At 69.0% G+C, this 15,019-nt stretch carries 17 protein-coding genes; 6 read left to right on the plus strand and 11 right to left on the minus strand.

Translation table 11 applies throughout. From position 1 onward, the window contains the following. Positions 1-45: 45 nt before the first annotated feature. A complete protein-coding gene (locus ABEA43_RS02795; RefSeq protein ID WP_345558267.1) occupies positions 46-591 on the plus strand; it encodes a TIGR00645 family protein in 546 nt (181 codons plus the stop codon). Here ABEA43_RS02795 and ABEA43_RS02800 read toward each other — a convergent pair. The 8 genes from ABEA43_RS02800 to ABEA43_RS02835 all read right to left on the minus strand — a co-directional run bounded on the left by ABEA43_RS02800 (position 588) and on the right by ABEA43_RS02835 (position 7,889). After that, positions 588-1,217, minus strand: coding sequence for a rhomboid family intramembrane serine protease (locus ABEA43_RS02800; RefSeq protein ID WP_345558269.1), 630 nt, complete (start codon positions 1,215-1,217; stop codon positions 588-590). The two genes, ABEA43_RS02795 and ABEA43_RS02800, sit on opposite strands and share 4 nt — an antisense overlap. Before the next feature lie 126 nt (positions 1,218-1,343). Next, positions 1,344-2,108, minus strand: a complete 765-nt coding sequence (locus ABEA43_RS02805; protein ID WP_345558271.1) for a crotonase/enoyl-CoA hydratase family protein — start codon at positions 2,106-2,108, stop codon at positions 1,344-1,346. 36 nt (positions 2,109-2,144) lie between these two features. After that, positions 2,145-2,918, minus strand: a complete 774-nt coding sequence (locus tag ABEA43_RS02810) for an SDR family NAD(P)-dependent oxidoreductase (protein ID WP_345558273.1) — start codon at positions 2,916-2,918, stop codon at positions 2,145-2,147. A 48-nt stretch (positions 2,919-2,966) separates the two neighbouring features. Further along, complete coding sequence (locus ABEA43_RS02815; protein WP_345558275.1) at positions 2,967-3,305, minus strand: anti-sigma factor antagonist; 339 nt, start codon at positions 3,303-3,305, stop codon at positions 2,967-2,969. 116 nt (positions 3,306-3,421) lie between these two features. Next, on the minus strand, positions 3,422-4,174 hold the full coding sequence (locus tag ABEA43_RS02820; protein WP_345558276.1) for an energy-coupling factor ABC transporter ATP-binding protein: 753 nt from the start codon (positions 4,172-4,174) through the stop codon (positions 3,422-3,424). Further along, the gene (gene cbiQ / locus ABEA43_RS02825) at positions 4,171-4,926 is read right to left on the minus strand and encodes a cobalt ECF transporter T component CbiQ (RefSeq protein ID WP_345558278.1); all 756 of its coding nucleotides are present in this window, start codon (positions 4,924-4,926) and stop codon (positions 4,171-4,173) included. The genes ABEA43_RS02820 and cbiQ overlap by 4 nt, the downstream gene beginning before the upstream one ends. A gap of 9 nt (positions 4,927-4,935) precedes the next feature. Continuing rightward, entirely contained in the window at positions 4,936-5,955 is a 1,020-nt protein-coding gene (locus ABEA43_RS02830; RefSeq protein WP_345558280.1) for an energy-coupling factor ABC transporter permease, read from the minus strand. A gap of 77 nt (positions 5,956-6,032) precedes the next feature. Further along, positions 6,033-7,889, minus strand: a complete 1,857-nt coding sequence (locus ABEA43_RS02835; protein WP_345558281.1) for a glycosyltransferase family 2 protein — start codon at positions 7,887-7,889, stop codon at positions 6,033-6,035. 291 nt (positions 7,890-8,180) lie between these two features. Between ABEA43_RS02835 and ABEA43_RS02840 the strand changes: the two genes are divergently transcribed. Together ABEA43_RS02840 and ABEA43_RS02845 are read left to right on the plus strand one after the other, a co-directional pair. After that, positions 8,181-8,540, plus strand: a complete 360-nt coding sequence (locus ABEA43_RS02840) for a hypothetical protein (RefSeq protein ID WP_345558283.1) — start codon at positions 8,181-8,183, stop codon at positions 8,538-8,540. A gap of 17 nt (positions 8,541-8,557) precedes the next feature. Beyond that, entirely contained in the window at positions 8,558-8,923 is a 366-nt protein-coding gene (locus ABEA43_RS02845) for a ClpX C4-type zinc finger protein (RefSeq protein ID WP_345558285.1), read from the plus strand. Between the two features lie 223 nt (positions 8,924-9,146). Here ABEA43_RS02845 and ABEA43_RS02850 read toward each other — a convergent pair whose 3' ends face one another. Beyond that, positions 9,147-9,659, minus strand: a complete 513-nt coding sequence (locus tag ABEA43_RS02850) for a CHRD domain-containing protein (RefSeq protein ID WP_345558287.1) — start codon at positions 9,657-9,659, stop codon at positions 9,147-9,149. 119 nt (positions 9,660-9,778) lie between these two features. Here ABEA43_RS02850 and ABEA43_RS02855 point away from each other — a divergent pair, with 119 nt between their 5' ends. Further along, positions 9,779-10,726, plus strand: a complete 948-nt coding sequence (locus ABEA43_RS02855; protein WP_345558289.1) for a D-2-hydroxyacid dehydrogenase family protein — start codon at positions 9,779-9,781, stop codon at positions 10,724-10,726. Between the two features lie 19 nt (positions 10,727-10,745). Here ABEA43_RS02855 and ABEA43_RS02860 read toward each other — a convergent pair whose 3' ends face one another. Further along, positions 10,746-11,315 carry a CGNR zinc finger domain-containing protein gene (locus ABEA43_RS02860; RefSeq protein WP_345558291.1) on the minus strand — a complete coding sequence of 190 codons (570 nt, stop codon included), beginning with the start codon at positions 11,313-11,315 and terminating at the stop codon, positions 10,746-10,748. A 72-nt stretch (positions 11,316-11,387) separates the two neighbouring features. Here ABEA43_RS02860 and ABEA43_RS02865 point away from each other — a divergent pair, with 72 nt between their 5' ends. Then, complete coding sequence (locus ABEA43_RS02865) at positions 11,388-12,140, plus strand: class I SAM-dependent methyltransferase (RefSeq protein ID WP_345558293.1); 753 nt, start codon at positions 11,388-11,390, stop codon at positions 12,138-12,140. 205 nt (positions 12,141-12,345) lie between these two features. Here ABEA43_RS02865 and ABEA43_RS02870 read toward each other — a convergent pair whose 3' ends face one another. Next, entirely contained in the window at positions 12,346-13,587 is a 1,242-nt protein-coding gene (locus ABEA43_RS02870) for an RICIN domain-containing protein (RefSeq protein WP_345558295.1), read from the minus strand. Positions 13,588-14,000: 413 nt separating this feature from the next. On the opposite strand from ABEA43_RS02870, the gene ABEA43_RS02875 reads away from it, so the two are divergent. Next, positions 14,001-14,993 (plus strand): helix-turn-helix transcriptional regulator, encoded by a 993-nt coding sequence (locus tag ABEA43_RS02875; RefSeq protein WP_345558297.1) that lies wholly within the window; start codon positions 14,001-14,003, stop codon positions 14,991-14,993. Positions 14,994-15,019: the final 26 nt, after the last annotated feature.

Raw genomic sequence — 15,019 nt, forward strand, 5'->3', positions numbered from 1 at the left:
CGATTCGGCCAGAGGACCGCGCGACCGAAGAGCCTCGGTTATCTGATGTTTGCCAGCCGCTGGCTCCAGGTCCCCCTCTACCTGGGCCTCATCGTGGCCCAGGCCGTCTACGTCTGGCAGTTCGCGCTGGAGCTCTGGCACCTGATCGAGACGGTGTTCCTGCACAAGGAGTCCGTCCAGGCGGCGGCCGCCCCGGCCGCCGAGGTCGTGGTCATGCTCACGGTCCTGGCGCTCATCGACGTGGTGATGATCTCCAACCTGCTGATCATGGTCATCATCGGCGGCTATGAGACGTTCGTCTCGCGCATCGACCTCAACGACCACCCCGACGAGCCCGAGTGGCTCTCGCACGTCAACGCGAACGTGCTGAAGGTCAAGCTGGCCACGGCCATCATCGGCATCTCGTCGGTGCATCTGCTGCAGACGTTCATCAGGGCGCAGACGACGCCCAACGACAAGATGATGTGGCAGACGATCATGCATCTGGCGTTCGTGGCCTCCGCCATCGGCCTGGCCTACATCGATCGGCTGCTGTCCAGCTCACCGGCCGAGCACACGCGCTCGCACCTGACCTCCGGCGAGTCTTCCTAGAAGGAGGGGCGGGCCGGCAGTGCGCGCTTGCGGCGCAGCACCCAGCCGGCCACCACGCCGCCGAGCAGCCCGAACAGGTGCCCCTGCCAGGAGATGCCCTGCTGGTTCGGCAGCAGACCGGCCAGGATCCCGTAGTAGGCGATGCCCACGCCGATCGCGATCGCGATGTCGAGGAGATGGCGGTCGAACACGCCGCGGGCCAGGATGAAGCCGAAGTAGCCGAAGACCAGGCCGCTCGCGCCCACCGTGTAGACGCCCGGGCTGGTGAGCCAGGTGCCGAGGCCGCCGATCAGGATGATGAGCGCGCTGGCCCACAGGAACTTGCGCACGTCGCGCAGCCCGGCCAGGAAGCCGAGGACCAGCAGCGGCAGCGAGTTGGCCATGAGGTGACCGAAGCCGCCGTGCAGGAACGGGGCGAACAGGATGCCGATCAGCCCGTCGGGCTCCCAGCCGATGATGCCGAACTGCCGGTCGAGCGTGCCGTTGAGGAAGAAGTCGACGCCCTCGACGACCCACATGACGGCGAGCATGCCGACCACGATGATGAGCGAGCTGAGCGCACCGGACAGGAGGGCTCCGGCGCCGCGCTTGGCCGACTCGTATCTGGAACCCGAATAGTCGCTCATGCGCTCTCCTGGTAGGTCGTCTCCTCTCTCTTTACCGTACGCAGGAAGAGCCGTGCGTGCGTCATGGAGAGCCCTCCCGTTCCGGCGGGAATCTCACGGAAGCGGGAGGGCGGCTCGTTCGAGGGGCTATTCGCCCTTCCACTGAGGCGCGCGCTTCTCGGCGAAGGCCGCGGCGCCCTCCATGGCGTCCTTCGAGCCGAACACCGGGTTGATGATCGCGCCCTGCTTCTTGAACATCTCCTCGCGCGACCAGTCCTGCGACTCGATGACGACCTGCTTGGTCGCGGCCAGGGCCAGCGGGGCGTTGGCGGCGATCTTGCGGGCCAGTTCGAGCGCCCCTTCCAGCGCCGCGCCCGGCTCGGTGATCCGGTTGACCAGGCCGAGCTCGTACAGGCGGGCCGCCGGGTAGTGCTCGCCGGTCAGCGCGATCTCCATGGCCACGTGGTACGGGATCCTGCGCGGCAGCCGCATGATGCCGCCGGCGCCCGCCACCAGGCCGCGCCTGGGCTCGGGCAGGCCGAAGGTGGACTCCGACGAGGCCACGATGATGTCGCACGCCAGCGCCATCTCGAACCCGCCCGCGAGCGCGTAGCCCTCGACGGCGGCCACCAGCGGCTTCTTCGGCGGCGACTCCGTCAGGCCGCCGAAGCCGCGGCCTTCAACCACCGGGAAGTCGCCGGTCAGGAACCCCTTCAGGTCCATCCCCGCGCAGAAGGTGCCGCCGGCGCCGGTCAGCACGTACGCGGAGACGTCCGGGCGGGCGTCGAGCGCGTCCAGCGCGTCGGCGATCCCCCGGGCCACCGCGCCGTTGACGGCGTTGCGCGCCTTGGGGCGGTTGATGGTGATGACGGCGACGTTGCCGGACTCCTCGACGAGCACTTCGTCAGACACGGGAAACCTTTCCGATCGGGGGTGTCGCTGGGGGCCTCACTTGGGCTGGAAGCGGATGCCGCCGTCGAAGCGGATGACCTCGGCGTTCATGTAGTCGTTCTCGACGAGGGACCTGACCAGGTGCGCGAACTCGTCGGCCCGGCCCATGCGCTTGGGGAACACCACCGGCGCCACCAGCTTGGCCTTGAAGTCATCGGCGTTGGCCGAGAAGCCGTAGATCGGGGTGTCGATGATCCCGGGGCAGATGGTGTTGACGCGTACGCCGATCGCGGCCAGGTCGCGCGCCGCGGGCACCGTCATGCCCACGATTCCGCCCTTGGAGGCCGAGTAGGCGAGCTGTCCCGTCTGTCCCTCCAGAGCGGCCACGGACGCGGTGTTGACCACCACGCCGCGCTGCCCGTCGGCGTCGACCGGCTCGGTCTTGGCGATGGCGGCCGCGCCGATGCGCATGAGGTTGAACGTGCCGATCAGGTTGACCTCGATGACCTTGCGGTAGGAGGCCGGGTTGTGCGGGTTGCCGTCACGGTTGACCGTGCGCTCCGCCCAGCCGATTCCGGCGCTGTTGACCACGACGCGCAGGGGCTTGCCGGTGGCCACGGCGGCGTCCACGGCCGCCTGCACCTGCTCCTCGTCCGACACGTCCGTCTTGGCGAAGACGCCGCCGAGCTCGTCGGCGACGGTCTTGCCGCGCTCCTCGTTGAGGTCGGCGATGACCACGGTGGCGCCCAGGCGCGCCAGCTCGCGCGCCGTGGCCTCGCCGAGCCCGCTGGCGCCGCCGGAGATGATTGCTGCAGATCCGTTCACGTCCATATCCCGGACCCTAACCCGCCAACCGAATGAAGTTCTACTCGGGGGCGGTTAAATTCCCCCCACGGCACTGTCGACGTCGGAATACACCTTGATGCGCCGGTCGAGACCCGTCGTGCGGAGAATGCGCGCCACGGGAGCCTGGGGCGCGGCCAGAGACACGCCGCCGCCTTCTCCCGTCGCCAGCCGCCAAGCCTCGATCAGCACGGAAAGCCCGCTGGAATCCATGAACGACAGCTGCTGCAGATCGAGCACGAGCCTGGCGCCGTCCTGCTTGATGGCATCACGCACCTCATCACGCAGGAACGGTGCGGTGAACAGGTCAAGCTCTCCCTCAACGGCCACCACCACGGCGTCACCCAGGGCGTGTCGCGCAAGCCGCAGCTTCATTTGGCCCCTCCTCGATGAGCCACTGTACTTCGACATCCCCGGATACCGGGCATGCAGAAACTACGAGAAGTAGGAAGTATCGGGACAAGCCGGGTATAGAGCTCGCATAAACCGTCTCAGACGGCGGGGATGGCGAAGCCGTACGGGAGCTCCAGGCGGTGTTCGGCCAGCAGATCCGTGTCCGCGAGCAGCTTCCGAGTGGGCCCGTCGGCGGCGATCACACCGCCGGAGAGAATGAGCGAGCGCTCGCACAACTCCAGCGCGTACGGAAGGTCGTGCGTGACCATGAGCACGGTCACGTCGAGGGAGCGCAGGATCTCGGCCAGCTCCCTGCGGGCGGCCGGATCCAGGTTGGAGGACGGCTCGTCGAGCACCAGGATCTCGGGCCGCATCGCCAGCACGGTCGCCACGGCCACCCTGCGCCGCTGCCCGAACGACAGGTGGTGCGGCGGCCGGTCGATGGCCTCCAGCATGCCGACCCGCTCCAGGGCCTCCTTCACCACACGGTCCAGGTCCGCGCCGCGCAGGCCGGCGTTGGCCGGGCCGAAGGCGACGTCGTCCCTGACCGTGGGCATGAAGAGCTGGTCGTCGGGGTCCTGGAAGACCAGGCCGACGCGCTGCCTGACCTCTTTGAGCGTGTCACCGCGCACCGGGGTGCCGGCCACGGTGACGGTCCCGTGCCCGGCCGTGAGAATGCCGTTGAGGTGCATGACGAGGGTGGTCTTGCCGGCCCCGTTCGGGCCGAGCAACGCGACGCGCTCGCCGCGGGCGATGGACAGGTCCACGCCGAACAGGGCCTGCGTGCCGTCGGGGTAGGCGTAGGCGAGCTGCCGCACCTCAAGGGAGTTCGTGCCATCGAGTACGTTCACCAGGACAGTCCCAACACTGCGAGTGCCATCGCGGGCAGGGCGAGCGCCGCACCCCATTGGCGAGCCGACGCCGACAGATCCTGAAATATCGGCATCTGACCTGTATATCCCCGACTGAGCATCGCCAGATGCACCCGCTCACCCCGCTCGTACGAGCGGATGAACAGCGCGCCCGCGGACCGCGCGATCACCGGGATCTGCCGGAAATTTCGCGCCTCGAACCCACGAGACTCCCGAGCCACCCGCATCCGCCGCATCTCATCCATGATCACGTCCAGGTATCTCAGCATGAACATGGCGATCTGCACCAGCAGGCCCGGCAGCCTGAGCCGCTGGGCCCCGATCAGGATGGCCCGCGGCTCCGTGGTGGCCGCCAGCAGGATCGAGGCGATCACCCCGAGCGTGGCCTTGGCCAGGATGTTCCAGGCCGCCCAGAGGCCGGGCACGCTCAGCGACAGGCCGAGCACCGTGGTCCGCTCCCCCAGCCCGACGACCGGGATCAGGAACGCGAACAGCACGAACGGCACCTCGATCACCATCCGCCGCAACACGTGCGCCGGCGGCACCCTGGCGGCCAGCGCCACGCCGCCGAGCAGCACCGCGTACGCCGCGAACGCCCAGAACCGCTCCCGCGGCGTGGCCACCACGACGATGGCGAAGGCGAAGACGGCCAGCAGCTTGCACTGCGGCGGCAGCCGGTGCACGGCCGAGTCGCCCGGCAGGTGGAGCTGATGATGATGCCCGGCGCCCACGTGTCACACCTAGACCTTGTTCGGGATCTCGTCAGAGATCTTGCTACGGCTGCGCGCGGCGTAGGCCAGCGCCCCGGCGATGACCAGCACGAGCCCGACGCCCACGATCCCGGCCACGCCGACCGGGATCCCGCCCACGTCACCGTAGTCTGCCAGGGCCCACCCGCCGAACAGGTGGTCGCTCGCCTGGTCGAGGAAGCCCTTGTTCTCGGCCACCGCCTCCAGCCCGTCGGGGGAGGAGGAGGCGAAGAACGACACGATCCCGGCCAGCACCAGTGTCACGCCGACGCCGCCGAGCAGGAACGGCTTGAGCCGGCCGGGAGCGGCCACCGGCGCCTGCTCGCCCGCCGTCGTGGTCGTGCCCTCCGCACCGCGCAGGACCAGCGGCTTGGTCAGGCCGCGGGCGCCGTACACGAGGTCGGGACGCACGGCGAGCACCGCGCCGACCGTCGCCGCCGTGATCAGGGCCTCGCCGATGCCGATGAGCACGTGCACGCCGCCCATCGCGGCCGCCACCGTGCCCACGTCGATCGGCGCGGTCCCGCCGATCCAGAACAGCAGCGAGAACACCAGCGCGGAGGCCGGTACGGAGATCAGCGCGGCCAGGAACGCCGCGGCCACGACCTTGCCCTTGGCCATCCCGGCCACCAGCCGGAAGACCCCCCAGCCGACCAGCACCGTGACGATGCCCATGATCGTGATGTTGATGCCCAGCGCGGTCAGCCCGCCGTCGGCGAAGAACACGCCCTGCACCAGCAGCACCACCGCCATGCACAGGACGCCCGTATAGGGCCCGACGAGTATCGCGGCCAGCGCGCCGCCCAGCAGGTGCCCGCTGGTGCCCGCGGCCACCGGGAAGTTGAGCATCTGCACGGCGAAGATGAACGCGGCCACGAGACCCGCCATGGGTGCGGTCCTGTCGTCGAGCTCCCGCCGCGCCCCCCGCAGGCACACGGCCACGCCTGCGGCCGCCACGACTCCAGCCGAGATGGAGGTGACCGCGTTGAAGAAGCCATCGGGTACGTGCACGACACTGCCTCCCGGAAAGGGACGAAACAAACGTTCCTACTTTACGACATCGTCTTGCACCTGCACATAGATGGCAATTAGGGCAAGATTTTTCGCAGGACCGTCCGAGCCGTCAGTCGTCGCACCACGGTGCTCAGCCGCCCCTTGCCCGGCGTCGCGTACGGCCGCACGCTCCGCATCAACGCGGCGCCCCACCACCTGCGCGGCCCGACGACCGTCTCGGCGTCGGCCTCGATCCTGAACCGCGCGGGCGGCCCGCCCAGCCCCAGCTCCAGATAGGCGTCCCAGGTGCCGGGCGGGAACCGGCCCACGGCCGGCCGCCCAGCGAAGCCGCCCCCGGGCAGGGCCAGCACGCGCTCGACCCGCTCGCAGCCGGTACGCCGCTCGCGCCAGACGATCTGCCTGATCGCCGCCGCGGAGGGGGCGGTGCCGACGACGCTGACCTCGCCGTCGATGAGCAGCCGATGCCCCATCGCCCACCTGGTCCTGATCAGCCGGACGGTGCCGGGCACCGCGACCACGTGCCCGCCGACGTCGATGCTCAGGTTGCCGTTGTCCCTGGTGAAGTACGGCAGCGCCACGACGCCGCCGATCAGCCGGGGCGGCGGGCGGGTGATGCCGCTCTCGCGGTCCGCGCCGAGCCTCCCGAGCCGCACCACGCCCTCGATCTCGACCGCCACCCGCAGGTCCCAGATCCCGGAGCCGAGCGCGCCCATGTCCAGGCGCACGGTGAACTCGCTGCCCTGCCGCTCCGCGGGGACGACCAGCTCGGTGGCGGGATCGTGCCGCAGGCGCAGCACCACGGCCAGGCCGTCGTCCCTGGTGATCCCGTCGAGGCGGGCGGCGCCCGTCACGATCAGGTGGTCGCCGTCCCAGCGCAGCCCCGTCAGCCTGCGCCGGACGGTGGCGTTCTCGATGCGGGCCAGGCGTACGAGGCGGTCGATGTCGTCCAGCGCGGTGGCCCGCTGCCTGTCGATGCTGTTGAGGCGCTCGTGCACGCCGGGGGTGTACCACTCGTCGCAGAGCGCCGCCACCTCCCGCGCGATGTCCTTGCGCCGCACGTCGTCGCTCTCCAGGAACACGGTCCCGAGCTGGGCGAACACGTCGAGCCTGAAGTGCCTGCGCAGCAGGTGGTCGCGCAGCGGGCCCGGCTCGACGTGCCTGGCCATGAGCTCGATCGGCGCGCGGATCATGGCCAGCCAGGAGATCGGGTCCCTGCTGCCGGCCTGCTGCATGATGCTGCTGCCGTCGGGCCTGGAGACCAGGTGGTAACAGTCGTAGTCGGCCACCACGGAGATCACGTCCGCGTGGCAGTAGGCGTGCACGGTGAACAGGATGTCCTCGCCGACGAGCATCCCCTCGCCGAACCTGATCCTGTGGCGCTCCAGCAGCTCTCTCCTGAACAGCTTGAAACAGCTCAGGCTGTTGTAGACGGTGCTGTCGGCCAGGCCCACCCGGTCGGCGCCCTGCTGGAACATCGACATCGGCGCCCGCCTGCCGTGCCCCACGATCTTGCCGAGGACGATGTCGGAGTCGTTCCTGTCGGCGACGGCGACCATGCGTTCCAGCGCCTCGGGGCCGAGGTGGTCGTCGGCGTCGCAGAAGAACACGTACCGGCCGGTGGCGTGCTCGATGCCGATGTTGCGCGGGCGGCCCGCGCCGCCGCTGGCCGGGATGTGGATCACCTTGACGCTGCCCTTGTGGTAGGCGGCGTAGAGGTCGAGCAGCTCCGAGCCGCCGTCCGTGGAGCCGTCGTCCACGACGATCAGCTCTTTCTTCACCCGCTGCACGAGCGCGGAGGTCAGGCATCTGTCGAGGTAGGCCCGGCAGTTGTGCGCCGGGATGACAACGCTGACATCCACCGCGTCGTCATCGTCACCGATTTCCGGCATCGCCACCACCGCCGCCACTTCAAAGTCACATTGCGCTGTCATCCCGTTTCAGTATGTGACGAGAGGCGGTACCCGTGAGGGGCGATCGGTCGTCTTCATCACGGGCTTTTGTGATCAGCGGAGATTCGCGGCAATCCACCAAATAGGGCCCAGCAAGCCCGCCAAATACCACATTTAGCCCGCACCGAATGGGTTTCGGGGAAGAGGATTTCCATCCCGGTGGTAGAAACCTCTCCGCTAGGTGCATTCAGATACTCCCGGCCCAAGCGAGTGATCCTCTCGCGGGGGTTGCGCGTCTACAGTTAGGCAACCTTGACCGGGAGGTGGCGGGAAATGGGATCGAATCTCCGCAGGCGGACGGCCGACGGCTCGGCCGTGCACACTGCTGAGTTCATCATCTCGTCGGCACGGCTGACGGAGCTGCACGAATGCGCGGCTCTGCTCCGGCGTACGAGGATGCGGGCCGAAGAGATCGTGGACGAGGCTCGTACGTTGCTGGCGGAGGCCGAGCAGTTCGGCGACACCGACCGGGTTCCGAGCCTGACCGAGCAGCTCGAACAGGCGCGCAACGCGTACGACAAGGTGCTGACCGCGTACTTGATGCTCAGCCGCAGGATCACCGACGAGCGGCAGACGATCCTGCAGGCGCAGCTCGAACGTGATCGCCCGTCGGGGTTGTCAGGCGCAGCCTGACGGACTACCGTCAGGTCATGCCTGACTGGAAAGAGAAAATCCACTGCTCCTTCTGTCATAAGAAGAGCACAGATGTGGACAAGATGATTGCCGGTCCTGGAGTGCACATTTGCAACGAATGTGTAGGGCTGTGCGGCGAAATTCTCGAAGGGGAGAAATTAGCTTCCTCCACTGATCCACGGCTCCCCGTGTGGGAGACCCTGACAGAAGAGCAAATCCTCGAGCATCTTCCGAAAATAGCCGCCGTGCAGGCGCAGGTGGACGACAATCTGCGCGATTGGGTAGGGCACCTGCGCGGCAGGGACGTCAGCTGGGAGCGCATCGGCGGCTCGCTCGGCATGACCCGGCAATCCGCGTGGGAACGCTTCAAGAGCGAGACGTAAACCCTTGTGGCTCGTGGGGCGTCCTATGGTCAGGGAGGCTCGACATGCGCGTCCTAGACGACCCCACGCGATCCGATCTGGCGGAGCTTCAGATAGAGCTCGTGCTGATCCTCGCGATGCACGAAGAGGCGGAACGGCTGACCGCCGAATGAACGGGCTCCAGCTCCCCGGGCCGCCCCCGGGGAGCTGGAGCAGGGGACCGTCTAGTAGGGCATCGAGCTGCTCATGCGAGCTGGCCGCGGATGGCGCCGGCCGGATACCTCTTGTTGTGCACGTTGGCGTAGTAGAGGTGTGGCCACTTCACGATCCCGCGCAGCTCGCGCCTGGTGAGGGTCATGGTGGCGTTCTTGGCGTTCTGGTGCTTGACCGCCTTGATGCAGCCGCGGGCGAAGCCCTTGGCCGGAGCCTTCAGCGCGACGACGATCGGGCCGGCCACGCCCTTCTTGCCCTTGTGGATGTGGGCCATGGTCGCGGGCCTGATCTTGCGCGCGGTGATGACGTAGCAGAGCTGCCAGCCGCGCACCTGGTAGACGAACGTGCCGGAACCGTTGCGGTCACCGGGGCCCGGGACTTCCTGCCTGCCGTTCAGCCTGACGCGGTGCGCGTCGACGGCGGTGGTGGCGGCGGTGGTGGCGGCGGTGGCGGCGGTGGTCGCGCCGGCTGGGCCGGGGAGCGCGACGATCGCGGTGAGGGTGGCGGCGGTAGCGAGGGTGGCGGCCGCCAAACGTCTACGCATGGGATGATTCCTCTCCCATCGGACTTCAGGACACCCTTTCGCACGTCCGGGCGTCTGGGATGGTTCGGGAGGTAAGGGGAAAGCCGCCCTGCGGTTAGGGTCCACGTAAGATTTCGGCCATGCTGCCGCGCTGCGCCGTACTCGACGACTATCAGGGCGTGGCCCTCGGCCTGGCCGACTGGTCCAGGGTGCGGGCGACGAGCTTCCGCGAGCACTTCACCAGCCAGGACGACCTCGTCGCGGCGATCTCCGACGCCGAGATCGTGGTCGTCATGCGGGAGCGCACGCCGTTCACCGCCGGGTTGTTCGCCCGGCTGCCGAACCTGCGGCTGCTCGTCACCACGGGCCTGCGCAACGCCTCCATCGACCTGGCCGCCGCCCGCGAGCACGGGGTCACCGTCTGCGGCACGGGCAGCAGCTCCACCCCGCCGGTCGAACTGACCTGGGCTCTCATCCTCGGCCTGACCCGCCACCTCGTCCCCGAGGCCACGGCCGTGCGCGCGGACGGCCCCTGGCAGCACACCCTCGGCACCGACCTGCACGGCCGCACGCTCGGGCTGCTCGGCCTGGGCAAGATCGGGTCGCGGGTGGCGGCGGTCGGCCTGGCGTTCGGGATGGATGTCCTGGCCTGGAGCGAGCACCTGACGAAAGACCGGGCCGACGCGGCCGGCGTGCGCCTGGCCCCGGACAAGGACGCGCTGCTGTCCGGGTCCGACGTCGTCTCGGTCCATCTCGTGCTCAGCGACAGGACGCGGGGGCTGGTCGGGGCGCGCGAGCTGGCGCTGATGCGTCCGGAGGCCTACCTGGTCAATACCGCGCGGGCGGCGATCGTCGACCAGGACGCCCTGGTGGCGGCGCTGCGGGCGGGGCGGCTGGCGGGGGCCGGGCTGGACGTGTTCGAGCGGGAGCCGCTGCCTGCCGGGCACGCGCTGCGGACCTTGCCGAACGTGCTGGCCACGCCGCATCTCGGGTACGTGACCGAGGCCAACTACGAGACGTACTTCCGTGAGGCCGTACAGGACATCGAGTCCTTTCTCGACGGCGCGCCGATCCGCCTGCTGACCTGAGCCACTCCGCCCTGACCTGTCACTCCGCCTTGCTTCTGGCTCGGAAGGCGGCCGTCTTGACGCGGTTCTGGCACGCCGTGGAGCAGAACCTCCTGGTGCCGTTGCGCGAGACGTCCACGTAGACGCGGTCGCAGTGCGGCGCCGTGCAGACGCCGAGCCGATCGCTGAACTCGCTGCCCAGCACGATCGCGAGCCCGGTGGCGCAGCTCGCCGCCCAGTCCCCGGCCACCGTGCCGTCCTGGCCGTGGAAGTGCAGGTGCCACGGCTCGCCGTCGTGCCTCTCCAGCATCGGCCTGGCGTTGGTCTCCGCCAGCAGCGCGTTCACCTGCGTGGCGGCGGTGTCGACGTCGGCCGCGGCGACCGCGGCGAAGATCCGGCGCAGCCGCTCGGCGACGTGGGCCAGCTCGGCGCCCTCGGCCTCGGTGATCGCGCGCCAGGACGGATAGACGGTACGCAGGGCCTCGGTGGCCGCGACCCCCTGGTCCGCCGGCCACTCGAAGACACGTCCGCGCTGCTCACCTGGGGTCAGCGCGTTGACGAGGGCCACCGCGACTCTGACCACCGTATCCGTGTGACTGTTGTAATCCACTTGACCGGTTACACCTTCGTGTTCTACGTTGTGACTGTCGAAATTCTAAACGACGGTTACAAGGAGACGTTCGTGCTCACTCACGATGCCGCACTGGAGTGGATCGCGCGCTGGGATCGCCAGCAGGAGGGCTACCTTCCTGATCGCGAGGAGCGGTTCACCGCCCTGATCGACGCCGTCGAGGCGCTGGGGCGGCCGGACCCGCTGGTCATCGACCTGGGTTGCGGTCCCGGCTCATTGTCCGGCCGGTTGCTGGAGCGGCTGCCCCAGGCCAGGGTGATCGCCGTGGACGCCGACCCGCTGCTGCTGGGGCTCGGGCGGGCGGCCTATCCGCACCTCACGTTCGTCTCGGCGGACCTGCGTACCAGTGGGTGGACGAGCCTGCTCGGTTTGGACGGCCCTGCGGACGCCGCGGTCAGCACCACGGCGCTGCACTGGATCTCGGGGCCCGAGCTGAAGGGCGTCTACGCCGAGCTGGCATCCGTGCTGCGGCCCGGCGGGCTGCTGCTCAACGGCGACCACATGGACACCGGCGACGCCACCCCCGCCCTGTCGCGGCTGGAGCACGCCGTGCACGACCGGGAGACCGCGCGGGCGTTCGGCGCGAACCCGCCGGAGGACTGGCGGACGTGGTGGGACGCGATCGGGGCGGACCCGGCCCTGTCCTCGCTCAACGAGGAGCGCACCACGGCGGGGGCCGATCACCACGGCTCGGAGTCCCACCTGCTCTCGCATCACGTCACGGCGCTGGGGGAGGCGGGTTTTACCGAGGTCGGGACGCTGTGGCAGCGCGGCAACAACCGGCTGCTCTGCGCGGTCCGCTGAGCAGACGCCTGTAGGCCCGGCTAACCCACCGCTCCCGGATCGGCCGCACCCTCGGGGCCGGGTCCCGCCCGCAGCGGACCACGACGCCCTCGCATTCCATCACGCTTTTTGCTTCGCGACTATTCTCAAGAGAGCGCGTTCTCGCTTTTGCGCGACAAACTGCAGGGCCTCTTCTTCGAAAGAAGAGGCCCTGCTGCCGGGATTCTCAGCTACGCGTCCAACGCTGGTTGGCGCCGCTCCCGCAGTCCCAGATCTGCAGCCGGGTGCCGTTGGCCGAGCTGGCACCGGCGGCGTCGAGACACCTGCCGGACTGGGGATTGACGATCTGGCCGGTGCCGGAGTTGTAGGTCCATCGTTGCGCGCCGGTGCCGTTGCAGTCGTACAGCTGCACCTGTGCGCCGTTGGCCGTCGAGGCGGCGGTGACGTCCATGCACTTGCCGAGCGCGCGCACCGAGCCGTCGCTGTTCCAGGCCCAGCTCTGGGCGCCGGAGCCGTTGCAGTCCCAGAGCTGGACCGCCGTGCCGTTGGCGGTGGCCGCGCCGGCCACGTCGACGCACTTGCCGCCGATGCCGGTGACCTGCCCGCCGGTGCCGCCGGTCGGCGCCGCGTAGACGCGCACGTAATCGACGGCCAGGGACTGCGGGAACGTGGTGGTGCCGTCGGGGTAGCCGGGCCAGTAGCCACCGACCGCGACGTTCATGATCATGAAGAACGGGTGGTCGAAGACCCAGCGGTTGCCATTGAGGCTGGCCGGCGTACGGCGCTGGAACTCGTTGCCGTCGACGTACCAGATGATCAGGTTCGGGGACCAGTCGATCGAGAACGTGTGGAACGCGTCGGCGAAGGCGCCGCCGATCGAGTAGGGGGCCCCGATGCCGCCCGCGCCGGAGTAGCCGGGACCGTGGATGGTGCCGTGCACGGTGCTGGGCTCGCGGCCGATGTTCTCCATGATGTCGATCTCACCGCTGTTGGGCCAGCCGGCCGAGCCGATGTCGTTGCCGAGCATCCAGAAGGCCGGCCAGATGCCCTGGCCACGCGGCAGTTTCATGCGCGCCTCGAACCGTCCGTACGCCCGCGTGAAGGTGGCGGACGTGAGCAGGCGGGCGGAGGTGTACTGGCAGGTGCCGTAGTGGCACTGGAAGTTGGACGGGTTCTCCCGGCGGGCGGTGATCACCAGGCTGCCGGCGCCGTCCATGGCGGCGTTACGTGTGCTGTTGGTGTAGTACTGCTGCTCGTTGTTGCCCCAGCCGCTGCCGCCGATGTCGAAGCGCCACTTCGACTGGTCGACGGCGCTGCCTGCGGATCCGTTGAACTCATCTGACCACACCAGCGGCCCAGGGGCGGGGGCGGCGTTGGCGGTGGCGGCCATCGGGACGAGCAGCGCGATCACTGCGGCGAGCGCGGAACCGATGGCGAGCAGCGTTCTTGAAAGGGGGGTGCGTGCCATACCGGGTACCTCATCCGATCCACGGGATATGACTTTACCGAAACCTTCCGGCAACACGGGCTCCGCTGTCAAGAGAGCGCTCTCTCGCAATCGTCCCGGCTTCAGGCCGGCGGGCGGAGCGCGTTCGAGCCTCCCCCAGACCCTGCTCGGAGACGGCCACACTCACCTGGATTCGCGGCCGGCCCTTAATTCAGTTGACCTTCCGATGCACGGGAATGACAATTCAAAGGCCATGCCGGAAAGCCCTTCTCCATATCCCCAATTTCCGGATTGCGGCGATTTATCGGCCATTGTGAGAGCCCAACGAAAGAAGGCGGCCCGGTGATCAGAGAATTGCCGTCGGGGTGACGGACAACGATGGGCGGATTGCCCATGAATTGTGCGCGGCAATCGTTCAATCCGGTGGCTCCGCAGTGGTGGGTGCGGCGATCTCGCACATCACCGGCCGCCGGGTGGCACACGACGCGCTCCGGCTGGTCGGCGTCAATCCGGCGACCGGTCTCGGCCTGGGCGCGTTCAGTTTCTGGCACGAATACGAGCCGGCGCTCATCAGCGCCCTGGTCCTCAACCGGTATCTGCACGGCGAGCCCTGCCCTCTGCCGGACCTCGCCCGGCAGAGCATGCCGCTCGGCGTGGTGGGGGCGGGCGGCGGCGACTGCCGCCGCAACGCGCTGATCCGGCAGGTGCTGGCCGCCCACGGCGTGGGCAGCGAGCTGCGCCTGGTGATACGCGATCACCACGGGGTCTGGGGGCTGCTCGGCCTGCTCCGCGCCGAGGGCGGCAGGCCCTTCGGCGCGGCCGACTTCCACCAGGTGCAGCAGCTCGGCCCGCCGTTGTTGCGGGCGTTGCGGGGATATGTGACAGCGGGTCCGCTGACGCCCACGGTCCCCGCGCTGCCGACGGGGGTCATCACGGTGAGCCCCGATCACACGGTCCGGTCCGTCTCTCCCCAGGCGAGGGCATGGATGCGGCAGATGTGGCCGGCCGCCGGGAGCGGCGTACCGGATTGGATCGCCGACGCCTTCTGGGTCGGCCTGTCGCTGCACGTACGCGCCCATGCGCGCGACCCGCGCGCCTGGCCGCCGACCGTCTGCGCGCCGGCCGCGAACTTCGGCCGCTGGGTCCTCATCCACGGCCAGCCGCTGGATGAGCGCGGCGACAGCGACGTCGCCATCCTCATCCAGCCGGCCGGCGGCGAGCTCCTGCTCCCCTCGTTCTGCGACTGGTACGGCATCACGGCCGGCGAACGCCGCATCATCGAATATCTGCATGCCGGAGCCGCGCCGAAACAGATCGCCCGAGCCCTGGACCTGTCCGCCTACACCATCAACGACCACCTGAAATCGATATATCGCAAGACCAGGGCGCAGGGCCGGGACGAACTGATCGCGGCGATCGCCGGCTGACGCCCCGCGTCAGACCTCGCCGACGC

Origin of the sequence: Nonomuraea rosea (assembly GCF_039539705.1) — a bacterium.
GTDB lineage: Bacteria > Actinomycetota > Actinomycetes > Streptosporangiales > Streptosporangiaceae > Nonomuraea > Nonomuraea rosea.